The organism is Rothia koreensis, from assembly GCF_052232265.1.
Lineage (GTDB): Bacteria > Actinomycetota > Actinomycetes > Actinomycetales > Micrococcaceae > Rothia > Rothia koreensis.
Genome location: NZ_CP197643.1, coordinates 2,594,444 through 2,616,282 on the forward strand (window position 1 = coordinate 2,594,444; position 21,839 = coordinate 2,616,282).

The window sequence follows — 21,839 nt, forward strand, 5'->3', positions numbered from 1 at the left end:
GGGCTCGGTGGCGTTGACTCGCTCACGAGCAACGGACAAGGGAAAGGCCCGTCGATACGCATCGACGGGCCTTTCTCGAGGTTTCGGCGAGTGTTACTCGCTGTCCTCGTCGGATTCCTCGGAGGAGTTGTCCTCGGAGGCACCCTCTTCGGCTTCCTCGCCCTCGGTCTCTTCTTCGGTCTCTTCCCCGAGGTCCTGCTCGACCTCCTGGGAGACGTTCACGATGATCAGGTCTTCCTCGGAGACGAGGTTGACGCCCTCGGGAAGAAGGAGATCCGCGGCGGTCACGTGCTCGCCGTCGGAACGGCCGTCGATCGACACGAGGACTTCCTCGGGAACGTCCAGAGCATCGGCGTCGACGACGACGACCTGCTCGGGCTGAGTCCAGAGATTGCCCGGTGCGACCTCGCCCTCGACGGTGACGGGGATTTCGACCTCAACGCGCTCACCGCGACGAACGGTCAGCAGGTCGACGTGGTAGATCTCCGGACGAATCGCGTGGCGCTGGATGTCCTTGATCATGGCGAGGTGGCTCTTGCCCTCGATGTCCAGGGACAGGACCGCGTTGGGGTTACGGGCGGCCATCATGGTCGCGTGGCCCGGAAGGACGATGTGGACGGGGTCTTCCCCGTGGCCGTAAATGACGGCGGGAATCTTGCTCTCGCGGCGGATGCGGCGGGCTGCGCCCTTGCCGAATTCGTTGCGGTTTTCCGCGGAGATCTTCGTACGATCAGCCATGCTGAATCACCTTTCGTGTCGGAACGGTTCTGACGTGCGCCAAGTTGATTGGAACTGGCGCGCCTCCGCACGGGAGATCTCCCACGGTGTTTCGCTGACCAGCCATCGTCGATTACGGAGGATCATTCCTCCCTCGCCTTGGCATGCTGTTCAATTATGCGGTCTTCCCCGGCTTCCGGGCAAGCCCGGGATTCCGCAACCTGCCTCACGCAGATCCTGGGTCCGACGGGATCGGCCCGTGGCACGAAACCCGTTGCCCGGGGTTCGTCGACGACGCCCTCCCGGAGCAGGCGCCCTTCGAGGGCAGGCGCCCTTCGAGAGTCACCAGGGGCGCGCGCCCGAAGAATCCGACGCAGCAGCATCAGGCCCAGAATTGATCCGAGAATTCCTCCGATCGAATTGAACACGGCGTCGACAGGGTCGAATACTCGTCCCGGAAGAAAGAGCAGCTGGAACAATTCGATCGAACACGAGCAGAGCGCGGAGAGAATCCACCACACCCTGATCCGAATGTGCGGAAATGCCAGAACCAGGCACGCGGTCAACGGCACGAAAACCGCGGCATTCATCCCTTGTTCCACGACCCTGGGTCCGATGTGGTCCTGGAGCCACGGTGTCGGCGTCAACCAGGACCAGATGCACACCAAGATGCTCCCGATGAGCGACCCGTCGGGCCAGAAGAAGCACCAGGCCGCGATCGTCAGGAGCCCAGCCAACACGGCGATCGCGGATCTGCGGACCGTACGCAGCACGTCGCCGTGACCGATATCCCGCCTGTTCGGGGCTCATCGCATTTGAGGGTGTAGGTGGTTCCTGAAGCCGCCGGTGTCGAGCAGCGATCGGGCTATGTAGTTCGTGAGGTTCCGGAATCCGAGGGCGGAGCCGCGGAGGTGTTCCAGGCGCCCGTTGATCGCCTCTGTTGGCCCGTTGGACGTGCCGGGCCGGTCGAAGAACGCGAGGATGTCGGCGGCGCGCTGCTTGAGCGTGCGGCCGAGCTTGCGGACCTCCACGAGCGCGGCGGGGACGCCGCTGGAGACGGAATCGATGACGGCTGTCATCAGCTTCTTCGCCGTCTTCCGATCGGGTTCGCGGTAGGCGGCGATCACGCGCTGGTAGATGCCCCAGGTCGCCTCGACCTCGACGTGCTCGGAGACCGCGAACAGTGCCTCGAGACGGGTCTGCTGCCGGTCAGTGAGCAGCTGCGCGCCGGTGTGGAGGATGCGGCGGGCCTTGTAGAGCGGATCGTTTTTGCGGCCCCGCCGGCCGTGCAGGCACTGCTGGACGCGACGACGGCAGGTGTCGAGGGCGTCGCCGGCGAGGCGGACGACGTGGAACGGGTCCATCACCGCCTGCGCGTCCGGGAGCTCCTCGCTGACGGCGGTCTTGAAGCCGGTGAACCCGTCCATCGCGACGACCTCGACACCATCGCGCCAGTCCTGCGGGCGTGCGGCGAGCCAGGTCTTGAACACGGCTTTCGAGCGACCCTCGATCATGTCCAGCAGACGGGCGGGGCCGGTCTTGTCGCGGTTCGGGGTGAGGTCGATGATGACGGTGACGTACTTGTCGCCGACTCTCGTGTGGCGCCAGACGTGCTCGTCGACGCCGATCACGGCGACGCCGTCGAACCGGGCGGGATCGTCGATCAGCACTCGACGCCCTTCAGCGAGGACCGCGTTGTTCGCCGTGTGCCAACCGACACCGAGTCCGGCGGCGACGCGGGCGACGGTGAGGTGGTCGATCACGAGCGCTTCCAACGCCCACCGCATCCCGCTACGGGACAGCTTGGCTCGCTCGGGCGCCGCTGCCGTGAGGTCCTCACGCCAGGACCGTCCGCATCCCGAGCACTTGTAGCGGCGGACCCGGACCAGCAGCGTCGTCGGGCGATGACCGAACGGCTCGTGGGCGAGACGCCGCGTGTCCGTCCCGCGCGAGAGCGCCTGGCTACCGCATCCCCGGCACCACGGATCCGGCTCGGCGACGCGGCACTCGATCACCGCGCGATCCGGCTCAAAAAGCTGACCGGTGGCCACGAGGCCGAGCTCGTCGAGATGGCAGAACACGGTCAGATCAGGGGTCGCGAAGGTAGCGTGGTGCACGTCGAGGTCTTCCGGCAGATGGTCAGTGTGAGAACTTCCATCATCGGAAGGCCTCGACCCTCATCCGGCGACCGACGCGCTCAGCCACCTACCCCCTCAACTGCGAAGAGCCGGATATCGGCTTCGCACGCGGTCGCGACGGCCTGCAGACAGGCGTGGGCGAGGCGGATGCGGCCACCCAATTCGACGGCGTCCATGATCGCGCTCAGCCCCAGGAACTCCGGCCGGTCAGGACACTCGCACCGGGGTTCGGGCGCAGTCCCGTTTCCTGCCCCGGAGCACGGGAGGCTCGATGCGTCACGGTACAGCGCAAAAGAATGTTTGCACTGGTCAGACTAATAAATTTCGATATTCTCATGTGATTCCTCAAGGGTAGCCCCCCATCTGCCCAGAAGGGATTTCGCGCTGCACATCCGAAATGGAGTCTCGAGTAGAATCGTGAAAGATTCTCGAGACCCGGGAATGGGCGATACCAAATCTAGCACCGCAACGGGAGAACACGTGCGCTTGTCTACAACCCTGGTGCCGAACAGGGCTCTTCGCAGTTGAGGGGGTAGGTGGCTGAGCGCGTCGGTCGCCGGATGAGGGTCGAGGCCTTCCGATGATGGAAGTTCTCACACTGCCCATCTGCCGGAAGACCTCGACGTGCACCACGCTACCTTCGCGACCCCTGATCTGACCGTGTTCTGCCATCTCGACGAGCTCGGCCTCGTGGCCACCGGTCAGCTTTTTGAGCCGGATCGCGCGGTGATCGAGTGCCGCGTCGCCGAGCCGGATCCGTGGTGCCGGGGATGCGGTAGCCAGGCGCTCTCGCGCGGGACGGACACGCGGCGTCTCGCCCACGAGCCGTTCGGTCATCGCCCGACGACGCTGCTGGTCCGGGTCCGCCGCTACAAGTGCTCGGGATGCGGACGGTCCTGGCGTGAGGACCTCACGGCAGCGGCGCCCGAGCGAGCCAAGCTGTCCCGTAGCGGGATGCGGTGGGCGTTGGAAGCGCTCGTGATCGACCACCTCACCGTCGCCCGCGTCGCCGCCGGACTCGGTGTCGGTTGGCACACGGCGAACAACGCGGTCCTCGCTGAAGGGCGTCGAGTGCTGATCGACGATCCCGCCCGGTTCGACGGCGTCGCCGTGATCGGCGTCGACGAGCACGTCTGGCGCCACACGAGAGTCGGCGACAAGTACGTCACCGTCATCATCGACCTCACCCCGAACCGCGACAAGACCGGCCCCGCCCGTCTGCTGGACATGATCGAGGGTCGCTCGAAAGCCGTGTTCAAGACCTGGCTCGCCGCACGCCCGCAGGACTGGCGCGATGGTGTCGAGGTCGTCGCGATGGACGGGTTCACCGGCTTCAAGACCGCCGTCAGCGAGGAGCTCCCGGACGCGCAGGCGGTGATGGACCCGTTCCACGTCGTCCGCCTCGCCGGCGACGCCCTCGACACCTGCCGTCGTCGCGTCCAGCAGTGCCTGCACGGCCGGCGGGGCCGCAAAAACGATCCGCTCTACAAGGCCCGCCGCATCCTCCACACCGGCGCGCAGCTGCTCACTGACCGGCAGCAGACCCGTCTCGAGGCACTGTTCGCGGTCTCCGAGCACGTCGAGGTCGAGGCGACCTGGGGCATCTACCAGCGCGTGATCGCTGCCTACCGCGAACCCGATCGGAAGACGGCGAAGAAGCTGATGACAGCCGTCATCGATTCCGTCTCCAGCGGCGTCCCCGCCGCGCTCGTGGAGGTCCGCAAGCTCGGCCGCACGCTCAAGCAGCGCGCCGCCGACATCCTCGCGTTCTTCGACCGGCCCGGCACGTCCAACGGGCCAACAGAGGCGATCAACGGGCGCCTGGAACACCTCCGCGGCTCCGCCCTCGGATTCCGGAACCTCACGAACTACATAGCCCGATCGCTGCTCGACACCGGCGGCTTCAGGAACCACCTACACCCTCAAATGCGATGAGCCCGATATCCTCCACGTCAAGGGCTATGCCGCGACGGAGGGCTTCTATCGCAGCAACCGGCACAGCACCGATGCGGACATTCTGGTGCGCCCAGGGCACGTCGAAGTCTTCACACATCGGTTGGTGACGGACGGGTGGGAAAAAGTGACAGACTTTTCGTCCGGGTCGGCCTTCCACCACGCGGCAACCTTCCGGCATCCGTGGTGGGGAGCGGTGGACATCCACCGCTATTTCCCCGGCATGGACGCCCACGCCGAGGAAAACTTCGAGCGCCTGTGGGCCACGCGGCAGTCATTGCCCATCGCCCATTACCCGTGCGCCGTCCCCTCCGACGCCGACCAGATTCTGCTGATCATGCTTCATGCGGGGCGGGATGGGTGGCGCGGCAGCCTGGACATCCAATACTTGCGCAGAGTTCTGTCACCCCGCGACCTGGAGCGGATGAGGCGCAGGGCCGCCGAGTTCGGCGCGGAGATCGCGCTGGCCGCCTCGTTGGGAGAACTTGGTGACTACAGGCACCACCCGGACTACTTGCTGTGGAAGTACATGACCGTGGGAGGTTCGAGGATCGACGAATGGGTGGCTCGGTACTCGGCGGCTCGGACGCTGCGCGCCAAGGCACGGGTCGCGGCGTCGTCGTTGCTGGTGAACAAGGACCACTTGGCGATGCGGCTCGGGCGCCGACCCTCCCGCGCCGACGTCGCCACCGAATGGGTGGGCCGCGTACGCCAGGCGGGCACCGAAATCGGGCAGCGTGTCCGTGGGGTCCTCAAGGGTTCGGAAGGAAGGGAAAGCCCATGACCCGGATTGCGGGCGACGTCGCCTGGGTCGTGACGAGCGGACCGGACGGACCGCAGTGCCTCATCGCCCGGGTCCCGGACCATCAACCGCTCCAGTTGTCCGGCACAGCGATCGACCTGTGGTTGTCCTGGGCCGACGGAGCGAGCCTCGAAGAGAGCATCGAAGAAATGTCGGCCCTCTACGAGGTTCCCACGGCCGATATTCGCCCCGAGTCGGAGCGGTTGTTCCGTGAACTCGAGGCTGGAAGGTACCTCCACGAGTGAATGAGCGGCCGAAGCCATCGCTGCACCGCCGCACCATTCGCGACGACGGCCCCTGATGTCCGGTCGCCGGGGCCTAGACCTCCTCGCCGAGGTCCCTCAGTATTGTCCTGAGTTGCTCCTCGAAACGGGCCTGACCGAATTCTTCCGCGTGCTGACGCAGTACCTCGCCGTCGAAACGGGAGGGGTCGAACTGGTCCAGGGCTCGTCGGATGCCGGCCGGCGTCGGAGAGTCGACGAAGGCGCCCGTCTCCCCCGACCCGACCGTGTCCAGAAAACCGCCGGCCCGCAGCGCGATGGTCGGTTTGCCGAAGGCGGCGCCTTCCAGGGGCGCTATTCCGAAATCTTCGTGGGACACGGCAACCACGGCCGAACAATGCGCATAGCACCACCGCATCTGGGCGTCGTCGAGGTTGTGGAGCATCCGGACATTCGCCGGGGCACGGGAGCGCAGCTCCTGCTCGAGAGGCCCCGTTCCGACGACGACCAGACGATGACGGGTTCCACGGACCGCCTCGATGACGCGATGGACGTTCTTGTAGGGAAGCAAGCGCGCAACGACCAGGAAAAACCCTCCGTCCTCGGGGTCGAAGCCCGGAACCGGGGCCTGGGCTTCTTGGGCGTCCACGCTCTGCGGCGGGTGAATGACGGGTGCGGCCACGCCGTAGGCCGCCCGGATACGGTCTCGCACCACCGTGGAGTTGGCGATATACGGCTGTTCGAGTCGGCGCGCCGCCCACTTGTCCCATCTGATGAGCGAAGGTTTCAGGACCCTCAGGAACAACCCGACGGCCTTGGCCTCCGCGCCCTCTCCCATGTACTGGTCGCTCAGGTACAACCATCGCGCCGGACTGTGGCAGTACACCACCATTTTGCCGGTCGCTCGGAATCCGTGCGCCCACCCCGTCGAGGAGACCACGGTGAGTCGGGCTGGCACACGGAACATCGTCGAGACCAGGGGCAGCAGCGGCAGCGCGAGTCTGTGGTTCCTCCGGAGGAGTCCGATCCTGTTCAGTGCCGAGGTCCGGATGTCCGCGTCCTTGAACTCCGGAAAGGTGGCATCAGGGTCGTAGAGCGTCGTGTAGATGGGCGCCTCGGGAAAGATCCGGTGCAGGGCCAGGACCACGCGCTCGGCACCGCCACGTTGGGTCAAGTAATCGTGGGCTATGGCCAACGGACAGTCCGGCTCCGGGCTCCCGGGCATCAGATGTTCGGCCACGCGTGCCATGGTGCGATACATCGATACTCCTAAAAATTTCGGCCCGTGCTGTGGGGTGCGGCGTTCCGGCGAAGCCCGCGGACGGTTCCGGATCGATGCGACCAGCGATCCTCTTCCCGGTCGACCGGCATCCCGTGCACATGTCCTGCCCGCCGTATCTTTTGTACCTCACCTCGTAGCCTCCGGCGACGTGATGCAGGGCGCGCGTGGCGAGCCGTTCCGCTCCCGCGTGTGATGACGACCCATGCTGTGGCCAAGGGGTTCATCGTGTCTCCTGACCCAGCAGCTTCAGGCGGGCACATCAAGCTCGTCCAGGACCTGGCGCATCCGCGCGGCGGCGGCCTCCGGTGAATACTTTCGACGCCACCGTTCACGGGCAGCCGCGATCACGGCCTGGACGGATTCGTCGGAGGTCGTGAGCGCGTGAATCGCGCGGCGCAGGGTTTCGGCGAGGGAATCGACGTCGCCCGCGTCGAAAATCCACGGGTGGTCCTCCCCCACCACGCCAGGCAGACTCCCGGCGTCGCTGACGACCACGGGCAGACCCGCGCTCATGGCCTCGGCCGCCACGAGTCCGAACGCTTCCGGGATCGTCGAGCCGCAGACCAGGAGGTCTACGCGGTCGAAAAACTCCCCGACCGGGACGTTTCCTGTCCGGTTCAACCTGTTCCCGGGTACTCGCGCGAGCGCCCTTTCGACCGTGGCCACCTCGCTCCGTCCCACGTACCGCTGGCCACCGGCCACATTCAGTTCGAGGTCCATCCCTTCCTCGATGAGCCGCACGCAGGCATCCGCCAAAGTCACCACTCCCTTGCCCGGGCTGATTCGCCCGAGGTGGCCGACCCGGATCGACCCTTCCGGACGAGGGCGTCGCTCGCGGCAGGATACTTCCGGAACCCAGTTGTCGAAGATCTGGCTTCCGGGCACGCGGTCCGAGGTGTAGGGCGACGGCGTGAGACACGTTCCTGCCCCGATTTTCGCGATCGCGCACAGCGGCCGACGGATGCCGACCGGAACCTGGTGCAGGTGCACGACCCGTCGGGGACGACCCGAGAGCGCGAACGAGGGCACCAGACCGTTGCACCAGATCCAGTCCGATCGATGCGTCAACCCGAACGCCGCGAGGCCCAGCATGTACTGCACGCGATTCCGGGCCGTGATCCTGTGGACGGGGAAACCTTCTCGCTCGGCACGGTCCACGACGTCGCGCGGACAGGTCGGTGCCACGACGACGACCTCGCGCCCTTGGTCGCGTGCCGTCCGGGCCATGGCGAACAACATGACCTCCCCACCGGCAATATCGCCGTTGTTCGTCGCGAGGAAGAGACGCCGACCGGATGCCCGGTTCCTCGTCGTGGCCTCCGAGCGGCTCGGGTCCGGGTAGGCGGCAACGATTCCGCTCACCATCTCGTGGAGCGATGCGAGGCGGTCGTCGCGGGGCGCCGGGATCTGGGACGTCACGTTCCGGGGTGCCGGGATCCGGGGCGTCGCGGTCCGGGGCAGGGCGTCGGGCAGCAGCCACCCGTGATCGGCCGACGTGTCACGGATGATCTCGGGCGGTATCAGTGCGTCGTCGTCGAGGATCTCGCGGTTGCCTCCGACGTCGGTCGCGACGACGGCCACCCCGGCCGCCACCGCGTCCAGAAGGGTGTAGGAGCAGTTCTCCCACTCGGAGACCTGTACCAGCACATCCGTCCATGCCAGCGCGGCCTCCGGCTCGAGAAACCCCGTGAAGTCGACGGACTCTTCCACGCCGAGGTCCCGGGTCAGGGCCACCAGGTCGTCCTCGGCCGGTCCTTCTCCCGCGATGCGAAGCACCGCTGAAGGTTCCTGCGCCGCGACGACCGCGAAGGCCCGGATCACGGCGTCGATCCTTTTCTCGGGTGCGAGCCTGGACAGCGTCAGATACCGGGGCCCGCGAGCGCGCGGGATCCGAGCACGTTCACGGTCCACGGCCTCACGCACGGCGGGGACGTCGACGCCGTTGCGCACCACCCGTACGTGACGCGCACGCCATGTCTCGACCATGAGGCGACGAGTCGATGCGGAGACCGCTATCGCCCCATCGGTGACGCGCAGTCTGGCCGTGTGGATCAGGTTCATGATGCGTGCTCGCCGGACGGAGGCCTGGTAGGCCGTGTCCCGGGGAGCTATGCCGTGTTCCGTGGACACGAGTGCCGGCGCCGGACGGACCCCGGGCATGACCGCGGCGAGTTTCATCCCGCCGATCACGGCCGCGGCGACGACGTCGGCATAGGCGAGGTGGGAGTGGACCACGTGAGGCCGGAGCCCACGGACGATGCGATGCAGGGTTCGCGCCGAACGGAGGAAGCCCGCTCGCGGACCGAATGCACCGGCGATGACGCGCGACCCCTGGTCGCGCAGGCGGGTTGCCAGCTCCCCCTCGGGGCACAGCACCGTGACGTCCCATCCCGGCAGACCGGCCCGGGCGACGTCGAGCACGTGCCTGGCCACTCCCCCGTACTCCGACACGGGAACAATCCAGAGGGCCCGCGGCACGCCTACAGCCATGGCTCCGGCCGATCAGGAGCCGCCCTCCGGTGTCCAGATCCTCCGCAGACACACTTGTGGTGCATGTTCCCCCACCATGACACGATCAGTACCGGCGGAACGGGCCCATATCCCGTGACGCCGGTCGAGCTTCCTAGCCGACTCCGCCGAACAGGCTCGTGACCGAGCCGTCCTCGAAGACCTCCTTGATGGCGCGCGCGATCAGCGGCGCGATCGAGAGCACCGTGAGGTTCTCGAACTGGCGCTCCTCCGGCACGGGGAGCGTATTGGTCACCACGACTTCGTTGGCGCCCGAGTTCTCGAGACGTTCGCAGGCGGGGCCGGAAAAGACCGGGTGCGTCGCTGCGATGATCACGTCCTTGGCCCCGGCGTCCTGCAGGACCTTCACGGCGCCCGAGATGGTTCCGCCGGTGTCGATCATGTCGTCGATCAGCACGCACGAGCGGCCCTCGATGTCTCCGACGACCGTCTTGGACATGGCCTGGTTCGGCACCGAGATGTCCCGTGTCTTGTGCACGAAGGCCAGCGGTGCGCCGCCCAGCATCTCCGACCACTGTTCGGCCACACGCACGCGGCCGGTGTCCGGGGAAACCACGGTGACGTTGTTGAGGTCGACACGCGTCTTGACGTAACCGACGAGCAGCGGGATGGCCATGAGGTGATCGACCGGGCCGTCGAAGAAGCCCTGGATCTGGGCCGTGTGCAGGTCCACGCTCATGATGCGGTCCGCGCCGGCGGTCTTGTAGAGGTCGGCGATCAGGCGAGCCGAGATCGGCTCGCGGCCCTTGTGCTTCTTGTCCTGACGCGCGTACGGATAGAACGGGGCGATGACCGTGATCCGGCGGGCCGAAGCCCTCTTGAGAGCATCGATCATGATGATCTGCTCCATGAGCCACTGGTTGATCGGTGCCGGGTGGGACTGCATCACGAAACAGTCCGCGCCGCGCACGGAATCCTCGAACCTGACGTAGGTCTCGCCGTTGGCGAAGTCGTAGGCCGACGCGGGAAGAAGGTCGCATCCGAGCTCGTCGGCGACGGACTCCGCGAGATCGGGGTGCGCCCTTCCCGTCACCAGGACGAGCTTCTTTTCCCCTGGATTCGTCATGGTCTGGGTCATGGGCTAGCCTTCCTCGCTGCTGTTCGCATCGGTGTCGCGCGCTTTCCGCGCGGCTTCCGCCGCCGGCGTGCCTGCACGCTTCTTTTCGACCCAGCCCTCGACATTGCGCTGGGGAGCTTCGTTGATGACCAGGGCGCCCGGCGGGACATCCTCGCGGATCACCGTGCCGGCACCCGAATATGCACCGTCGCCCACGTGGAGAGGGGCCACGTACATGTTGTCGGATCCCATGCGGACGTTGGAACCGATGACGCTGCGGTGCTTGTTGACGCCGTCGTAATTGACGAACACCGAAGCCGCGCCGATGTTCGAGTTCTCGCCGATCTCGACGTCGCCGGCGTACGTCAGGTGAGGAATCTTGGAGCCGTCACCGATGTCGGCGTTCTTGGTCTCGCAGAACGTGCCGATCTTGCCCTCTTCCCCGAGGACCGTCCCCGGACGCAGGTACGCGAAGGGACCGACGGTCGCTCGTGCACCGATCCGTGCACCCGAGCCGTGCGTCCGGACCACGCTGGCGTCCTCACCGATCACGACGTCGGTCAGCGTGGTGTCCGGCCCCACGGTGGCACCGGTTTCGATCACCGTCTGCCCGTGCAATTGCGTCCCGGGGAGGATCGTGACGTCATTGGAGATGTGCACCGTGGTATCGATCCAGGTGGTCGCGGGGTCCACGATCGTGACGCCGTTGCGCATGTGCTTCTCGGTGATGCGCTGATTGAGCACGCGCCCCAGTTCCGAGAGTTGCACGCGGTCGTTCGCGCCCTCGACCTCCCAACGGTCCTCGACCGTCAGGGCGGAGGTGCGGCGCCCGTTGACGCGGGCGATGGAGAGGACATCGGTCAGGTACTTCTCGGCCTGGGCGTTCTCCGTGGTGACCGCCTTGAGAGACTCACGGAGAGCGGCGGCGTCGAAAGCATAGATCCCCGAGTTGACCTCGGTAATGGCCAATTCTTCCGGGGTCGCGTCCTTCGCCTCGACGATCGCGGTCACTTCGCCGCCCTCGTTGCGCAGGATACGGCCGTAGCCACCGGGTTCCTCCAGGTTCGCGGTCAGGACCGTCACTGCGTTGCCCTGTTCGCGGTGGTACGTGGTCAGATCGCCGATGGTCGACGAGGTCAGGAGCGGCACATCGCCGTAGGTCACGACTACGGTCCCCTCGATCTCGCCCTGGCCCAATCCGTCCAGGGCGTCGACGGCGACCTCGACCGCCCGGCCCGTCCCGGGGATTTCGTCCTGGTCGACCACGAGCACGTTCTCGTCGAATCCCGTCACGTGGTCAACGACACGGTCCCGTTGGTGCCGGACGACCACGGCGAGGTGGTCCGGCTGGAGTTCACGGGCGGTGGCGATCGCGTGTTCGACCATGGACCTGCCGCCGATCGAGTGCATCACCTTGGGCAACGAGGACTTCATGCGAGTGCCGGCACCGGCGGCCAGAACGATGACCGCTGAGGGCGCTTCCTGAATACCAGAGGTCAAGAGAAGTGGACTCCTTGTTGTGGAGGCTGCCGGCGCGGATGCGCCAACTCGTTCCGCCTCTAGGATTCGAACCTAGACAAACGGCTCCAAAGGCCGCTGTGCTGCCATTACACCAAGGCGGATTGTTCCCTGGGGCGCGGCCCCTCGAACGGTTTTCTATCGTATCAAAGCATGCGCGCAGTTCTTCGCGCGAGTCAGGGAGCACGTAGGCTTAACACCGTGGCACATCTACTCGGAGGCGAAGCGCTTCACATCGAATTTCCCACCCGGACCGTATTCGAGGGAGTCACGGTCGGCGTGTCCGAAGGCGACCGCATCGGCATCGTCGGGAGGAACGGAGACGGAAAATCCACTCTCCTCTCCCTGCTGGCCCAACGCATTCAGCCGGATTCCGGCCGAGTCACGGTGCGGTCCGGCGTCCGCATCGGCTACCTGGATCAGTCCGACGTTCTCAACGATGACCACTCGGTCGGTTACGCCCTCGTCGGCGATACCCCCGAATACGAGTGGGCCTCCGACGCCAAGATCCGCGACATCATCTCCGGCCTGGTGCAGGACCTCGACTGGGATGCGCCCGTCAATTCCTTGTCCGGCGGACAACGTCGCCGCGTGGCGCTCGCGGAACTGCTCGTGGGCGACTGGGATGTCCTGATGCTGGACGAGCCCACGAACCATTTGGACGTCGGCGCCATCACGTGGCTCGCGGGCCATCTGAAGAACCGGTGGCCGAAGTCGCAGGGCGGACTGCTGACCGTGACACACGATCGGTGGTTCCTCGATGAGATCTGCACCGAAACCTGGGAGGTGCATGACGGCGTCGTCGAGCCCTTCGAGGGCGGCTACGCCGCATACATCCTGCAACGCGTCGAACGCGACCGCCAGGCCGCAGCAGCCGAGGCCAAGAGGCAGAACCTGATGCGCAAGGAGCTCGCCTGGCTCCGCCGCGGCGCACCGGCCCGCACCTCCAAGCCCAAGTTCCGCATCGAGGCGGCGAACGAGCTCATCAACGACGTCCCGCCGGTCCGCGACACCGTGAAGCTCTCCCAGATGGCCGTGTCGCGCCTGGGCAAGGACGTGGTGGACATCGAGGACGTCTCGGTCTCCTACCCCCTCCCCTCGGGTGGGGAGAAGCCCGTGCTGGACCATGTCACGTGGCTCATCGCCCCGGGCGAGCGGACCGGGATCCTCGGGGTCAACGGTGCCGGCAAGTCGACCCTGCTGGGGCTCGTGACGGGCGACGTCGCCCCCTCATCGGGTCGCGTGAAGCATGGGAAGACCGTCCGGGTCGCCACCCTGACCCAGCAGCTGGACGAGCTGAAGGATATCCAGAACGACAGGGTCTCGGACGTGATCGGCCGCAAGCGCACGAGTTACGTCGCGGATGGCAAGGAAATGACCCCCGGGCAGTTGCTCGAGCGGCTGGGTTTCACGAATGCCCAGCTCTCGACGCCCGTACGCGATCTGTCCGGCGGCCAGAAGCGCCGGCTGCAGCTCCTGCTGATCCTGCTCGACGAGCCGAACGTGCTGATCCTGGACGAGCCGTCCAATGACTTGGACACCGACATGCTCGCCGCGATGGAGGATCTCCTGGACACCTGGCCGGGAACGCTCCTGGTCGTCTCGCACGACCGCTACCTCATGGAGCGCGTGACCGATCAGCAGTTCGCGGTCATGGACGGTTCCTTCCGACACATGCCGGGCGGTATCGACCAGTACCTGCGGGAACAGGAGCAGGCCGAGTCCAGGGACCGTGGGAAGCCCGCACCTGCTCCCTCTTCCTCTTCGTCTTCCTCCTCTGCGCCCGCGCCCACCCGTTCCGGTGCCGAGATCCGCGATGCCCAGAAGGAAATGAAGGCCATCGACCGGAAGCTGACCCGCCTCAGCGAGTCGAAGAAGGACCTCCACGAACAGATGGCCGCCCACGACCAGTCGGATTACGAGGGACTCGCCGACTTCGGACGGCGCGCCCAGGAGATCCAGGACGAGATCGACGAACTGGAGATGCGCTGGCTCGAGCTGTCCGACGTCGTCGGCTGATCAGGACGTCTGCAAACCCTCGGGCCGATGTGAGGTCGTCGGCCGATTCCCGCGACATCGAGGTTCCGCCGCCCGCATGCGGCGCCGAAACGGCGAGCCTCAGAAACGCAGGATGGGCGGGAAAGAGACCATCGAGTCGATCACGCAGAAGGCAGGAGCCTCGAGGTCGAAGAGCGTGCCCTGGGGAACGTACTTCTCGACCTCGGAGTGCACGTCGAGGCTGTCACCGCTCGGCGGATCCGGTTGCTTGAGCCGATACGCGAAGGTGAGGTGGAATCGATAGTCCTCGTGTCCTTCGGGGGCCCAATCCAGCGCGGTCCGGACGGCGTCCCGGAAAGCGACCACCCGCTTTCTCTGGTCCTCCTCGGGCAGTGACAGTTCGACCCGCACTTCTCCCTTGCTCGACCCGACCCCCTCACTCCGCACGGACAGAGGGCCCACGGGCGGGGGCGACGCCGCCTCGATCCGGCGCAGGCATTCACGGTTGATCGCGAGGATGTCGTCCGCGGCGGTGAGCCACTTCGGCAGCGTCTCGGGGTTTTGCAGGTCTCGTTCCGCGAGACCCGGAAAGATCGTCATGTGAAGGCTGTTCGCCGGCTGGTAGGACCACGTTCCCGGCACGGCGTCATGGTGAAGACAGTCCATGACGTCGTCGACGTGGGAGAGCAGCGGGGAGTCCTGAGGCACGTGACAGACGATCGTCCATCCCCTGAACCGCCGCGGTTCTGTGGGTGTCTTCCATTTCTGCTTGGCGTCGTCAGAGACCCACGGTCCTGGGCCCAGGGGACGATCGAGTGGTTTCATACGTCGAAGCTCCAGTGACTCCACGGATTGTCCTGTTTGTCGGTCAGCCAGAGATAGGCCCACGGGACTCCCCACGAATACCGATCCTGCCAACTGAAGGTGAGGAAGTGGCCGTCCGCATCCATGTACTGGTCTCCGGGCAGGCGCGTCCATCTGGACCGTGGGCTGTTGCAATCGTCCGTCCAATACACGTAGCTCAGGTCATCGGGTTTGGACATCAGGCATTGCTGGTCCAGCTGATTCTTGATTCTCATGTAGTGGTCGTCCACCACGGAGATCTCCATCTCCCAGGAGTACCCGGACTGTTTGTTGTAGAGACACGAAGTAGCCCAGGCCGGATGGTCTCGCCAATTGAAGATGCATACCTGGCCCTGCCAGATTGCTGACGAGCCTCCGCGCCATGCTTTGAGAGAGACCATCTGTTCGTTCGGAATGGGCATCCCGAGCAGCTGCCAGTACAACCACGATCTGCTGGCCTCGATCTGTCGCTGCGGATTCGTGACCGATTTCTTGTCCAGCACCCCCTGATCGGAAAGATATGTATGGACCGAGTCCGAGTCGTCGACCGTAAATATCCTGACCCCCATCGCACTCTGCCACGCGATGTTCTCACGGAGGTCGGACTTTTCCTGTCCGTACGGAGAGGGCGAGAGCTTGTCGGCGAGGTTGTAGCAGCACCGGCCGTCAGCGTTGTAGAACGCGTCAGTGACGTTGAACGGTCGGCGGTCGCCTCCGACATTCGGCACCGTGTATCCCGAATACGTCTTGTTCTCCCACAACATTCGGTCCGGTATCGGCACGAAATTTCCCAACGGCTTTCCGTACGAGGAGACGATGAATGCCATTGCGGCCATCGTCCCGTTCTCGGCATTGTCCGGATCTCGACTGTGCGGAGCCTCGTATGTGCCGAACGGACTGCTTTCCTGGTGCTTCTCATGCACATCAGAAGAATCCTTCACCAGCACTTCCACGGTGGGAGCTTCAGCGGCCGGCGCCGCGGCCCACGCGGTCAGGGACTCAATCGACAGTCCTGCGTGCCCCGATGTGTCGAGGCTCGCGGCCGTGCTGGGATTCATCATGGGGATCACCATGATGGTCCGTTTGACCCCGGCCCGGTCCAGTGACGATTTCCAGTCCGATGGCCGCGGAAACTCATTGATCGGTATCTTGAGCGCGACCCGCTGCGTCATGTGGGAGTCAGGGTGGGACGTTTCGTAATCGTCGATCACCCGGGCGATCCTGATGGCCTGGTCAGGTTCCTTGACATCCAGATGCATCATCGTGGCGGCCTGAGTCACGTCTGCGGTCGACAACAGCTGAGTCAGGGTCGGAACTTCGAATTCCGTGGGACGCCGGTCCTTGGTCAGCAGCTTCTTCGTGACCAGGTCAGCGTAGTCCACGCTGGACAGGGCCGGATTCGGTCCTTGCCCAGTATCCGGGTCGAACCCCTGCTCGAGGGCCAAACCGGTATTCGTATCGTGGAAGAGGACCAGCTGGCCGTCCCTCGTGGTCCGCACGTCCGTTTCGATAGCCGGTTGGCACAGAGCGAAGGAGCGCCGAAAGGCTCCCAGGCTGTTGCCCGGAACGTCGGTGGAGAAGGCTCCTCGGTGCTGTACGGCAAAACCGAGACGGTTCCCGACCAGACCGTCGACGAACTGGTGATACATCTCCCGGTATCCCGGGCACGGGGCCACATCCGGCTCCCCTGCGCGTGCAGGGTTGACGCTGATCAGAGAGAGAACCATCGCGAGCGCCACCAGGAGGGCAGCGCCTGAGGCCTTGTTTCGCCGCCTCAGCTTCATTCCTTCGCGTCCGCTTCTTGCAATCCGGGTACTCAACGATCCTGCCTTCCGTCAGTCCCTGATCAGGCGGGAATCCTCGGCCACGATGGATACCCGGCATGCGTCCCCCGCGTCGAAATGATGGCCGTGGCCGTACATGCGGGATTCCAGGACCAGACCGTCGACCTCGCACTCGACGCGGACGTGGTCACCGAAATATTGGTATCCGCGAACGCGGGCCTCGACGTCGTGGGCACCGGCGGATTCTTCATCCTCGTGCCGGACTCGCACCGACTCCGGTCGGATGAGGACCTTCCACGAGTGGGACGGGTCCCAAGGCCTGCCCGTGGTTCGAATCGGCATCCTGGTGCCCAGGACCGGCACGAGCACCTCGTTGTCTCCTGCGCCGGGCTCCACGGCGGAAGCGTCCACCTCGAGAAGGTTCGAGGAACCGATGAAATCCGCGACGAATGCGTTGGCCGGCTCCTGATAGATCTCCTGAGGGTTGCCGACCTGTTCGATCCGGCCGTCTCGCATCACGACGATGCGGTCGGAGATACTCATCGCTTCCTCTTGATCGTGAGTCACGAAGATCGAGGTGATGCCCAATTCGGACTGAATGCGGCGGATCTCCGTCCTCATCCGCACCCGTAGCTTGGCGTCCAAATTGGAGAGCGGTTCGTCGAAGAGGAGCACTCGGGGCTCGGTGACTATCGCGCGTGCCAGGGCCACCCGCTGCTGTTGGCCGCCCGACAGTTCGTGCGGGGCCCGCTTCGCGTACTGGCTGATATTCATCGATTCCATCGCGGAATCGACGAGTTCCTGGATCTTGTCCTTCGATTCATGCCGCAACTTGAGGCCGAAGGCCACGTTCTCCCGAACGTTCAGGTGCGGAAACAGGGCGTATGACTGGAAAACCATGGAGATCGGGCGCCGGTGGGGCTCGATATCATTCACGCGCCGGCCCGCGATGGTCAGCTCGCCGTCGGTGATCTCCTCGAAGCCGGCGACCATCCGCAGTGTCGTTGTCTTGCCGCATCCTGAGGGGCCGAGGAAGCTCACGAGCTCTCCGGGTTCGATCGAGAGGTTGAACCCCTCCACGGCAGTGACGGACCCACGTCCGGTTTTGTAGCGTTTGGTGATGTTCGTGAAGCGGACCGACGACGGTTCCGCATGCAGGTCGATAGTCATGGTCAGACAGTTTCCTTCGAGGTGTGCGATCGGCGGCTGACCAAACGGTTGAGCAGCTCCGTCGCGATCAGAATGGCCAGTACGAGGCCGATAAGAACGGTGCAGTATGCGAAAGCGTTTCCGAATCGGCCGGCGTCGACCTCGTCGAGGATCTGGCCGGCCATGACCTTGGTCTCGGGCGTCACGATGAAGATGATCGCGGTGATCACGGTCATGGAACGCGTCACGGTGTAGGTGAAGCCGGTGAGCATCGACTGAGCGATCAGCGGCGCCGTGACCTTCCTCAGCACGGCCATCGGACCCGCTCCCAGGCTCGCCGCCGCCTCTTCTAGGCTGACGCTGACTTGTCGCAGAGCAGCGATCGACGACTGCTGGCTGGCCGGCACGCCACGGGCGACGTAGACCATGATGATGCCCACGGCCCCACCCAGGACCGAGCCGCCGGCGGCAATCGCGGGCAGCAGCTGATGGCCGAACAGCCATGTTGGCGAGGAGTACGCGATCGCGTACCCCAGACCCAGGATCGTGCCCGGCACGGCCAACCCGAGAACACCGATCAGGTCGAGGATTCCCGCGCTCTTCTTGAGCCGACGCACCACGAGCCACGCGGTCAGAGAACCAATGATGACCGCGATGGGAGCAGCAACCAGGGTCATGCTCACCGTCGTGGTGATCGCATCCGACCCCAACCGGAAAATGAACCGGTAGTGTTCCAGGCTGAGCGTGTTGTCCACACCCAGGATGGAGGCAAAGCCGCCGACGGCGATCGTCACGTACATCAGGACGATCAGGGTCATCCAGGCCCCGGCCAGGACAGCGATCGGAGCTTTGATCCACGGGGAGCTCAGAGGCCTGGGTTCTCCTGCCGGTTTTCCGGACACGGAGACCACGGACTTCTTGCCGACCCAGTAACGCTGGATGAAGAACACCGAAACCGAAGGAATCAGCAGTGCCAGCGCCACCCCAGCCGCATATGCCACGTCCCCGTTGCCGGCCACCGCAAAGTAGATTTCGCTGGCCAGAACGTGGAAATCCCCGCCCAGGGCCAAGGGGTTGGCAAGGTCCGCCGCGGCTTCCACGAAAAGCAACAGAAAGGCCGTGGCGAAGCCCGGCAGGAGCATCGGAAGGATAACTTTGGTCAACGTCCTGATATGGCTGGCACCCAATGATTGAGCGGCCTCTTCCAGCGTCGGATCCAAATTGCGGATCATGCCGCAGAAATTCATGTACGAGACCGGCGTGAAGCTCAGTGCCAACACGATGACCAACCCCGGCAAGCCATAGACATCGACTTCCAGGCCGAGCAGCTTGTCGGTAATGATTCCGCGTTTGCCGAAGAGAGTCACCGTGGCCGTGGCGATGGCGAAGGGCGGCGAGATCAGCGGAAGCATTGCGATCCAGTGGAAGAGCCGCTTGCCGCGGAAATTCAATCGGGTGCGCGCCATCGCCAGCACGAATCCCCCGATCATTCCGAGGAGACCAACCAGCACGCCCAAGATGACGGTGTTCAGCAGAACGTTCTGGTCGCCTTGTCCGCCTTGGAGCGACGTCGTGAACCCTTCCAACCCGCGCGAGCTGAAGGCCTGACCCAGCAACCGGAGCGTGGGGAACAAGACGATGAAATACAGCGCCAGCACGACGGCGGCCGTCAGCGCCCAAACGTGCCAGCTGCTTCTGGTGATGAAATTTTTCATTGTTTCTACCGATCGGTGTCGGCCCACCCTTCGGTGGTAACGAGGGCGAGCCGACACATCAGATGGGTGATCGGCCCCCTACTTCGCCTCGCCCGAGCTCTTGACCTCGGATTCGAAGAGCGAGTTCAGCTCCTGGCGCTTGTCCGCGGCCTGAGAGACGTCCCAGGTCACCTTGTTGACGGACTTCTGATCCGGGACATCCTCGCCGAGCTTCGCGTCCGGATGGGTCGGCGCCGCGAACGAAGGAACGTCACCGAATTGGTCCTGAGTCTGCTGAGAGAGGATCCAATCGAAGTACTTCTTGGCCTGATCGACGTTCTTGGCCCCCTTGAGCAGGGACACGGCGCCAACCTCGTAGCCAGTACCCTCCGAGGGGTAGGTGTTCTTCAGATCGGAGAAGCCCTCGTGCTTGGCCTGGGCACAGTCGGAGTCCAGAGCGATACCGACCGCGGCCTCCCCGCGACCGACCATCTGGGTGCTGGTCGCCGCCGACTTGGAATACTGAACGATGTTGTTGTTCAGCTTCTTCATGAAATCGATGGTCTTGCCCTGGTCGCCGTCGAACTTCTGAAGAACCGTGTAGAGGACCATGTATCCCACCCCTGCTGTCGCCGGGTGAGGCATCGAGATCTTGCCCTGGAATTTCGGGTCCAACAGGTCATCCCACGATGTCGGAGCCGCGGCCCCGATTCGATCCAGCTCCTTCTCGCTCGAGCAGAACCCGATGGAGTCGGTGTAGAACCCGGACCACGCACCGTCCCCGCTGTTGAACTCAGCAGGCAGCTTCGACGCGGCATCAGAGACGTACGGTTCTACATTGCCTTCACGCTGTGCGATCAGATGGTTCTCCGCCTGACCGCCGGACCACACGTCGAACTCGCCCTTGTTGGTCTTCAAGCGAGCAAGAACCTCACCGGCCCCCAACCGGACGTGGTTCGCCTTGATCCCTGTTTCCTTGGTGAACGCCTCCGTCATCTTCTGGCAGAAGGCTTCCTGCTGCGAGCAGGCGATCTTCAGTTCGCCGCTACCACCGGCCGACCCGCCGTTGCTCTGCCCCTCGGGCGCCCCGCACGAGCTGAGAACCAAGGACGTTACCGCCGCCACTAGCACAAATGCCGTTTTCTTCACAATGCCCCCAAACACTGTCGATCAATAAAGCCAAGTGGACTGTACAAAATCGCGTGAGAAAAGGCACACTTCGACCCCAGGGGTCGTCTTTTTGACGGATTATTTCGTTGCGTCGGGGTGGATGTCCGCGGCCTGGGCGATCCGGATGAATTCCTCAATGCCCAGCTTCTCCCCTCGCAGCCCGGGGTCGATGCCGGCAGCCTCCAGAATCTCGCCCGAACGCTCCGAGGATCCGGCCCAGCCGGCGAGCGCGGCCCGAAGTGTCTTGCGGCGCTGGGCGAAGGCGGCATCGATCGCGGCGAAGAGGGTGGTCCGGTCGACGTCGGCCAGGGGTTCCGCACGGCGGGCGAACGAGACGAGGCCGGAACGGATCTTGGGGGCGGGCCAGAAGACGTTCGTCCCGATGATTCCCGCTTTTCGCACGTCGGCGTACCACGCGGCCTTGACCGACGGAACCCCGTAGACCTTGGACCCCGGTTGGGCGGCGAGCCGGTCTGCGACTTCGTCCTGGACCATCACGAGCCCGTGGCGTATCGAGGGAAAACGATCGAGCAGGTTCAACAGCACCGGCACGGCAACGTTGTACGGAAGATTCGCCACGACGGCGTCCGGGGCCACGGGCAGCTCTCGGACCTTCAGCGCGTCGGCGAGGACGACGTCGAGCCGATTCGCGCTCTCTGGGCGGTAGCGGGCGACCGTGTCCGGCAACTGCGCGGCCAACGGCGGATCGATTTCGACGGCGACCACGCGTTCGGCGACGTCGAGGATCCCCAGAGTGAGCGAGCCGAGCCCGGGGCCGACTTCGAGCACGGTCTCCCCCGGACCGATCTCGGCGGTCGCGATGATCCTTCGGATCGTGTTCGGGTCGATCACGAAGTTCTGGCCGAGAGTCTTGGTCGGTCGGATACCGGCCCGGTCCGCGAGGTCGCGAATCTCGGCGGCACCCAGGAGAGCTGTTTCGTTCACCCGAAGGATTCTACAGGTGCCGCGTCACGGGTCATCGGT

The 21,839-nt window shown here is 64.8% G+C and carries 18 protein-coding genes and 1 tRNA gene; 5 read left to right on the forward strand and 14 right to left on the reverse strand.

Annotation, left to right across the window (positions count from 1 at the left end; genetic code table 11):
- Positions 1-93: 93 nt before the first annotated feature.
- Both ACTSLZ_RS11555 and ACTSLZ_RS11560 read right to left on the reverse strand, forming a co-directional pair.
- Positions 94-738 (reverse strand): 50S ribosomal protein L25/general stress protein Ctc, encoded by a 645-nt coding sequence (locus tag ACTSLZ_RS11555; RefSeq protein ID WP_129315089.1) that lies wholly within the window; start codon positions 736-738, stop codon positions 94-96.
- A gap of 122 nt (positions 739-860) precedes the next feature.
- Positions 861-1,307, reverse strand: coding sequence for a VanZ family protein (locus ACTSLZ_RS11560; RefSeq protein WP_443095106.1), 447 nt, complete (start codon positions 1,305-1,307; stop codon positions 861-863).
- A gap of 67 nt (positions 1,308-1,374) precedes the next feature.
- On the opposite strand from ACTSLZ_RS11560, the gene ACTSLZ_RS11565 reads away from it, so the two are divergent.
- Positions 1,375-1,500: a hypothetical protein gene (locus ACTSLZ_RS11565; protein ID WP_443095107.1), complete on the forward strand. Its 126-nt coding sequence runs from the start codon at positions 1,375-1,377 to the stop codon at positions 1,498-1,500.
- 23 nt (positions 1,501-1,523) lie between these two features.
- On the opposite strand, the gene ACTSLZ_RS11570 is transcribed toward ACTSLZ_RS11565, so the two are convergent.
- Positions 1,524-2,834 carry an ISL3 family transposase gene (locus ACTSLZ_RS11570; RefSeq protein WP_179628043.1) on the reverse strand — a complete coding sequence of 437 codons (1,311 nt, stop codon included), beginning with the start codon at positions 2,832-2,834 and terminating at the stop codon, positions 1,524-1,526.
- 645 nt (positions 2,835-3,479) lie between these two features.
- Between ACTSLZ_RS11570 and ACTSLZ_RS11575 the strand changes: the two genes are divergently transcribed.
- Genes ACTSLZ_RS11575 through ACTSLZ_RS11585 form a run of 3 tightly spaced genes read left to right on the forward strand, consistent with a single transcriptional unit; the run spans position 3,480 to position 5,855 of the window.
- A complete protein-coding gene (locus ACTSLZ_RS11575) occupies positions 3,480-4,790 on the forward strand; it encodes an ISL3 family transposase (RefSeq protein ID WP_179628043.1) in 1,311 nt (436 codons plus the stop codon).
- Between the two features lie 7 nt (positions 4,791-4,797).
- On the forward strand, positions 4,798-5,592 hold the full coding sequence (locus ACTSLZ_RS11580; protein WP_443096136.1) for a nucleotidyltransferase family protein: 795 nt from the start codon (positions 4,798-4,800) through the stop codon (positions 5,590-5,592).
- Positions 5,589-5,855, forward strand: a complete 267-nt coding sequence (locus tag ACTSLZ_RS11585; RefSeq protein WP_443095108.1) for a hypothetical protein — start codon at positions 5,589-5,591, stop codon at positions 5,853-5,855. Before ACTSLZ_RS11580 ends, ACTSLZ_RS11585 begins: the two co-directional genes overlap by 4 nt.
- Before the next feature lie 73 nt (positions 5,856-5,928).
- Here the strand turns inward: ACTSLZ_RS11585 and ACTSLZ_RS11590 are convergent, their stop codons facing one another.
- From ACTSLZ_RS11590 to ACTSLZ_RS11610, 5 genes are all read right to left on the reverse strand, one after another.
- Positions 5,929-7,092 carry a glycosyltransferase gene (locus ACTSLZ_RS11590; RefSeq protein ID WP_443095109.1) on the reverse strand — a complete coding sequence of 388 codons (1,164 nt, stop codon included), beginning with the start codon at positions 7,090-7,092 and terminating at the stop codon, positions 5,929-5,931.
- 267 nt (positions 7,093-7,359) lie between these two features.
- Positions 7,360-9,603 (reverse strand): glycosyltransferase family 4 protein, encoded by a 2,244-nt coding sequence (locus ACTSLZ_RS11595; protein ID WP_443095110.1) that lies wholly within the window; start codon positions 9,601-9,603, stop codon positions 7,360-7,362.
- Positions 9,604-9,736: 133 nt separating this feature from the next.
- Entirely contained in the window at positions 9,737-10,720 is a 984-nt protein-coding gene (locus ACTSLZ_RS11600) for a ribose-phosphate diphosphokinase (protein ID WP_129315084.1), read from the reverse strand.
- A gap of 3 nt (positions 10,721-10,723) precedes the next feature.
- Positions 10,724-12,199: a bifunctional UDP-N-acetylglucosamine diphosphorylase/glucosamine-1-phosphate N-acetyltransferase GlmU gene (gene glmU, locus ACTSLZ_RS11605; RefSeq protein WP_397555900.1), complete on the reverse strand. Its 1,476-nt coding sequence runs from the start codon at positions 12,197-12,199 to the stop codon at positions 10,724-10,726.
- Positions 12,200-12,250: 51 nt separating this feature from the next.
- A tRNA-Gln gene (locus ACTSLZ_RS11610) sits at positions 12,251-12,321 on the reverse strand.
- Between the two features lie 97 nt (positions 12,322-12,418).
- Between ACTSLZ_RS11610 and ACTSLZ_RS11615 the strand changes: the two genes are divergently transcribed.
- Positions 12,419-14,236, forward strand: coding sequence for an ABC-F family ATP-binding cassette domain-containing protein (locus ACTSLZ_RS11615; RefSeq protein WP_443095111.1), 1,818 nt, complete (start codon positions 12,419-12,421; stop codon positions 14,234-14,236).
- 99 nt (positions 14,237-14,335) lie between these two features.
- Here ACTSLZ_RS11615 and ACTSLZ_RS11620 read toward each other — a convergent pair whose 3' ends face one another.
- From ACTSLZ_RS11620 to rsmA, 6 genes are all read right to left on the reverse strand, one after another.
- The gene (locus ACTSLZ_RS11620; RefSeq protein ID WP_443095112.1) at positions 14,336-15,040 is read right to left on the reverse strand and encodes a DUF1868 domain-containing protein; all 705 of its coding nucleotides are present in this window, start codon (positions 15,038-15,040) and stop codon (positions 14,336-14,338) included.
- Positions 15,037-16,878, reverse strand: coding sequence for a glycerophosphodiester phosphodiesterase family protein (locus tag ACTSLZ_RS11625; RefSeq protein ID WP_443095113.1), 1,842 nt, complete (start codon positions 16,876-16,878; stop codon positions 15,037-15,039). Before ACTSLZ_RS11625 ends, ACTSLZ_RS11620 begins: the two co-directional genes overlap by 4 nt.
- A 15-nt stretch (positions 16,879-16,893) precedes the next feature.
- Complete coding sequence (locus tag ACTSLZ_RS11630) at positions 16,894-18,012, reverse strand: ABC transporter ATP-binding protein (protein ID WP_443095114.1); 1,119 nt, start codon at positions 18,010-18,012, stop codon at positions 16,894-16,896.
- Between the two features lie 2 nt (positions 18,013-18,014).
- Positions 18,015-19,706, reverse strand: coding sequence for an ABC transporter permease (locus tag ACTSLZ_RS11635; protein ID WP_443095115.1), 1,692 nt, complete (start codon positions 19,704-19,706; stop codon positions 18,015-18,017).
- A 78-nt stretch (positions 19,707-19,784) separates the two neighbouring features.
- The gene (locus ACTSLZ_RS11640) at positions 19,785-20,792 is read right to left on the reverse strand and encodes an ABC transporter substrate-binding protein (protein ID WP_443095116.1); all 1,008 of its coding nucleotides are present in this window, start codon (positions 20,790-20,792) and stop codon (positions 19,785-19,787) included.
- A 141-nt stretch (positions 20,793-20,933) separates the two neighbouring features.
- Positions 20,934-21,800: a 16S rRNA (adenine(1518)-N(6)/adenine(1519)-N(6))-dimethyltransferase RsmA gene (rsmA, locus tag ACTSLZ_RS11645; RefSeq protein ID WP_443095117.1), complete on the reverse strand. Its 867-nt coding sequence runs from the start codon at positions 21,798-21,800 to the stop codon at positions 20,934-20,936.
- Positions 21,801-21,839: the final 39 nt, after the last annotated feature.

Excerpts from the sequence above, each read along its gene's own strand:
- ACTSLZ_RS11555 (WP_129315089.1), bottom strand. The coding sequence starts at position 738 with ATGGCTGATCGTACGAAGATCTCCGCGGAAAACCGCAACGAATTCGGC.
- ACTSLZ_RS11560 (WP_443095106.1), bottom strand. The coding sequence starts at position 1,307 with ATGAATGCCGCGGTTTTCGTGCCGTTGACCGCGTGCCTGGTTCTGGCA.
- ACTSLZ_RS11565 (WP_443095107.1), top strand. The coding sequence starts at position 1,375 with ATGCACACCAAGATGCTCCCGATGAGCGACCCGTCGGGCCAGAAGAAG.
- ACTSLZ_RS11585 (WP_443095108.1), top strand. The coding sequence starts at position 5,589 with ATGACCCGGATTGCGGGCGACGTCGCCTGGGTCGTGACGAGCGGACCG.
- ACTSLZ_RS11590 (WP_443095109.1), bottom strand. The coding sequence starts at position 7,092 with ATGTATCGCACCATGGCACGCGTGGCCGAACATCTGATGCCCGGGAGC.
- ACTSLZ_RS11595 (WP_443095110.1), bottom strand. The coding sequence starts at position 9,603 with ATGGCTGTAGGCGTGCCGCGGGCCCTCTGGATTGTTCCCGTGTCGGAG.
- ACTSLZ_RS11600 (WP_129315084.1), bottom strand. The coding sequence starts at position 10,720 with ATGACCCAGACCATGACGAATCCAGGGGAAAAGAAGCTCGTCCTGGTG.
- ACTSLZ_RS11620 (WP_443095112.1), bottom strand. The coding sequence starts at position 15,040 with ATGAAACCACTCGATCGTCCCCTGGGCCCAGGACCGTGGGTCTCTGAC.
- ACTSLZ_RS11630 (WP_443095114.1), bottom strand. The coding sequence starts at position 18,012 with ATGACTATCGACCTGCATGCGGAACCGTCGTCGGTCCGCTTCACGAAC.
- ACTSLZ_RS11635 (WP_443095115.1), bottom strand. The coding sequence starts at position 19,706 with ATGAAAAATTTCATCACCAGAAGCAGCTGGCACGTTTGGGCGCTGACG.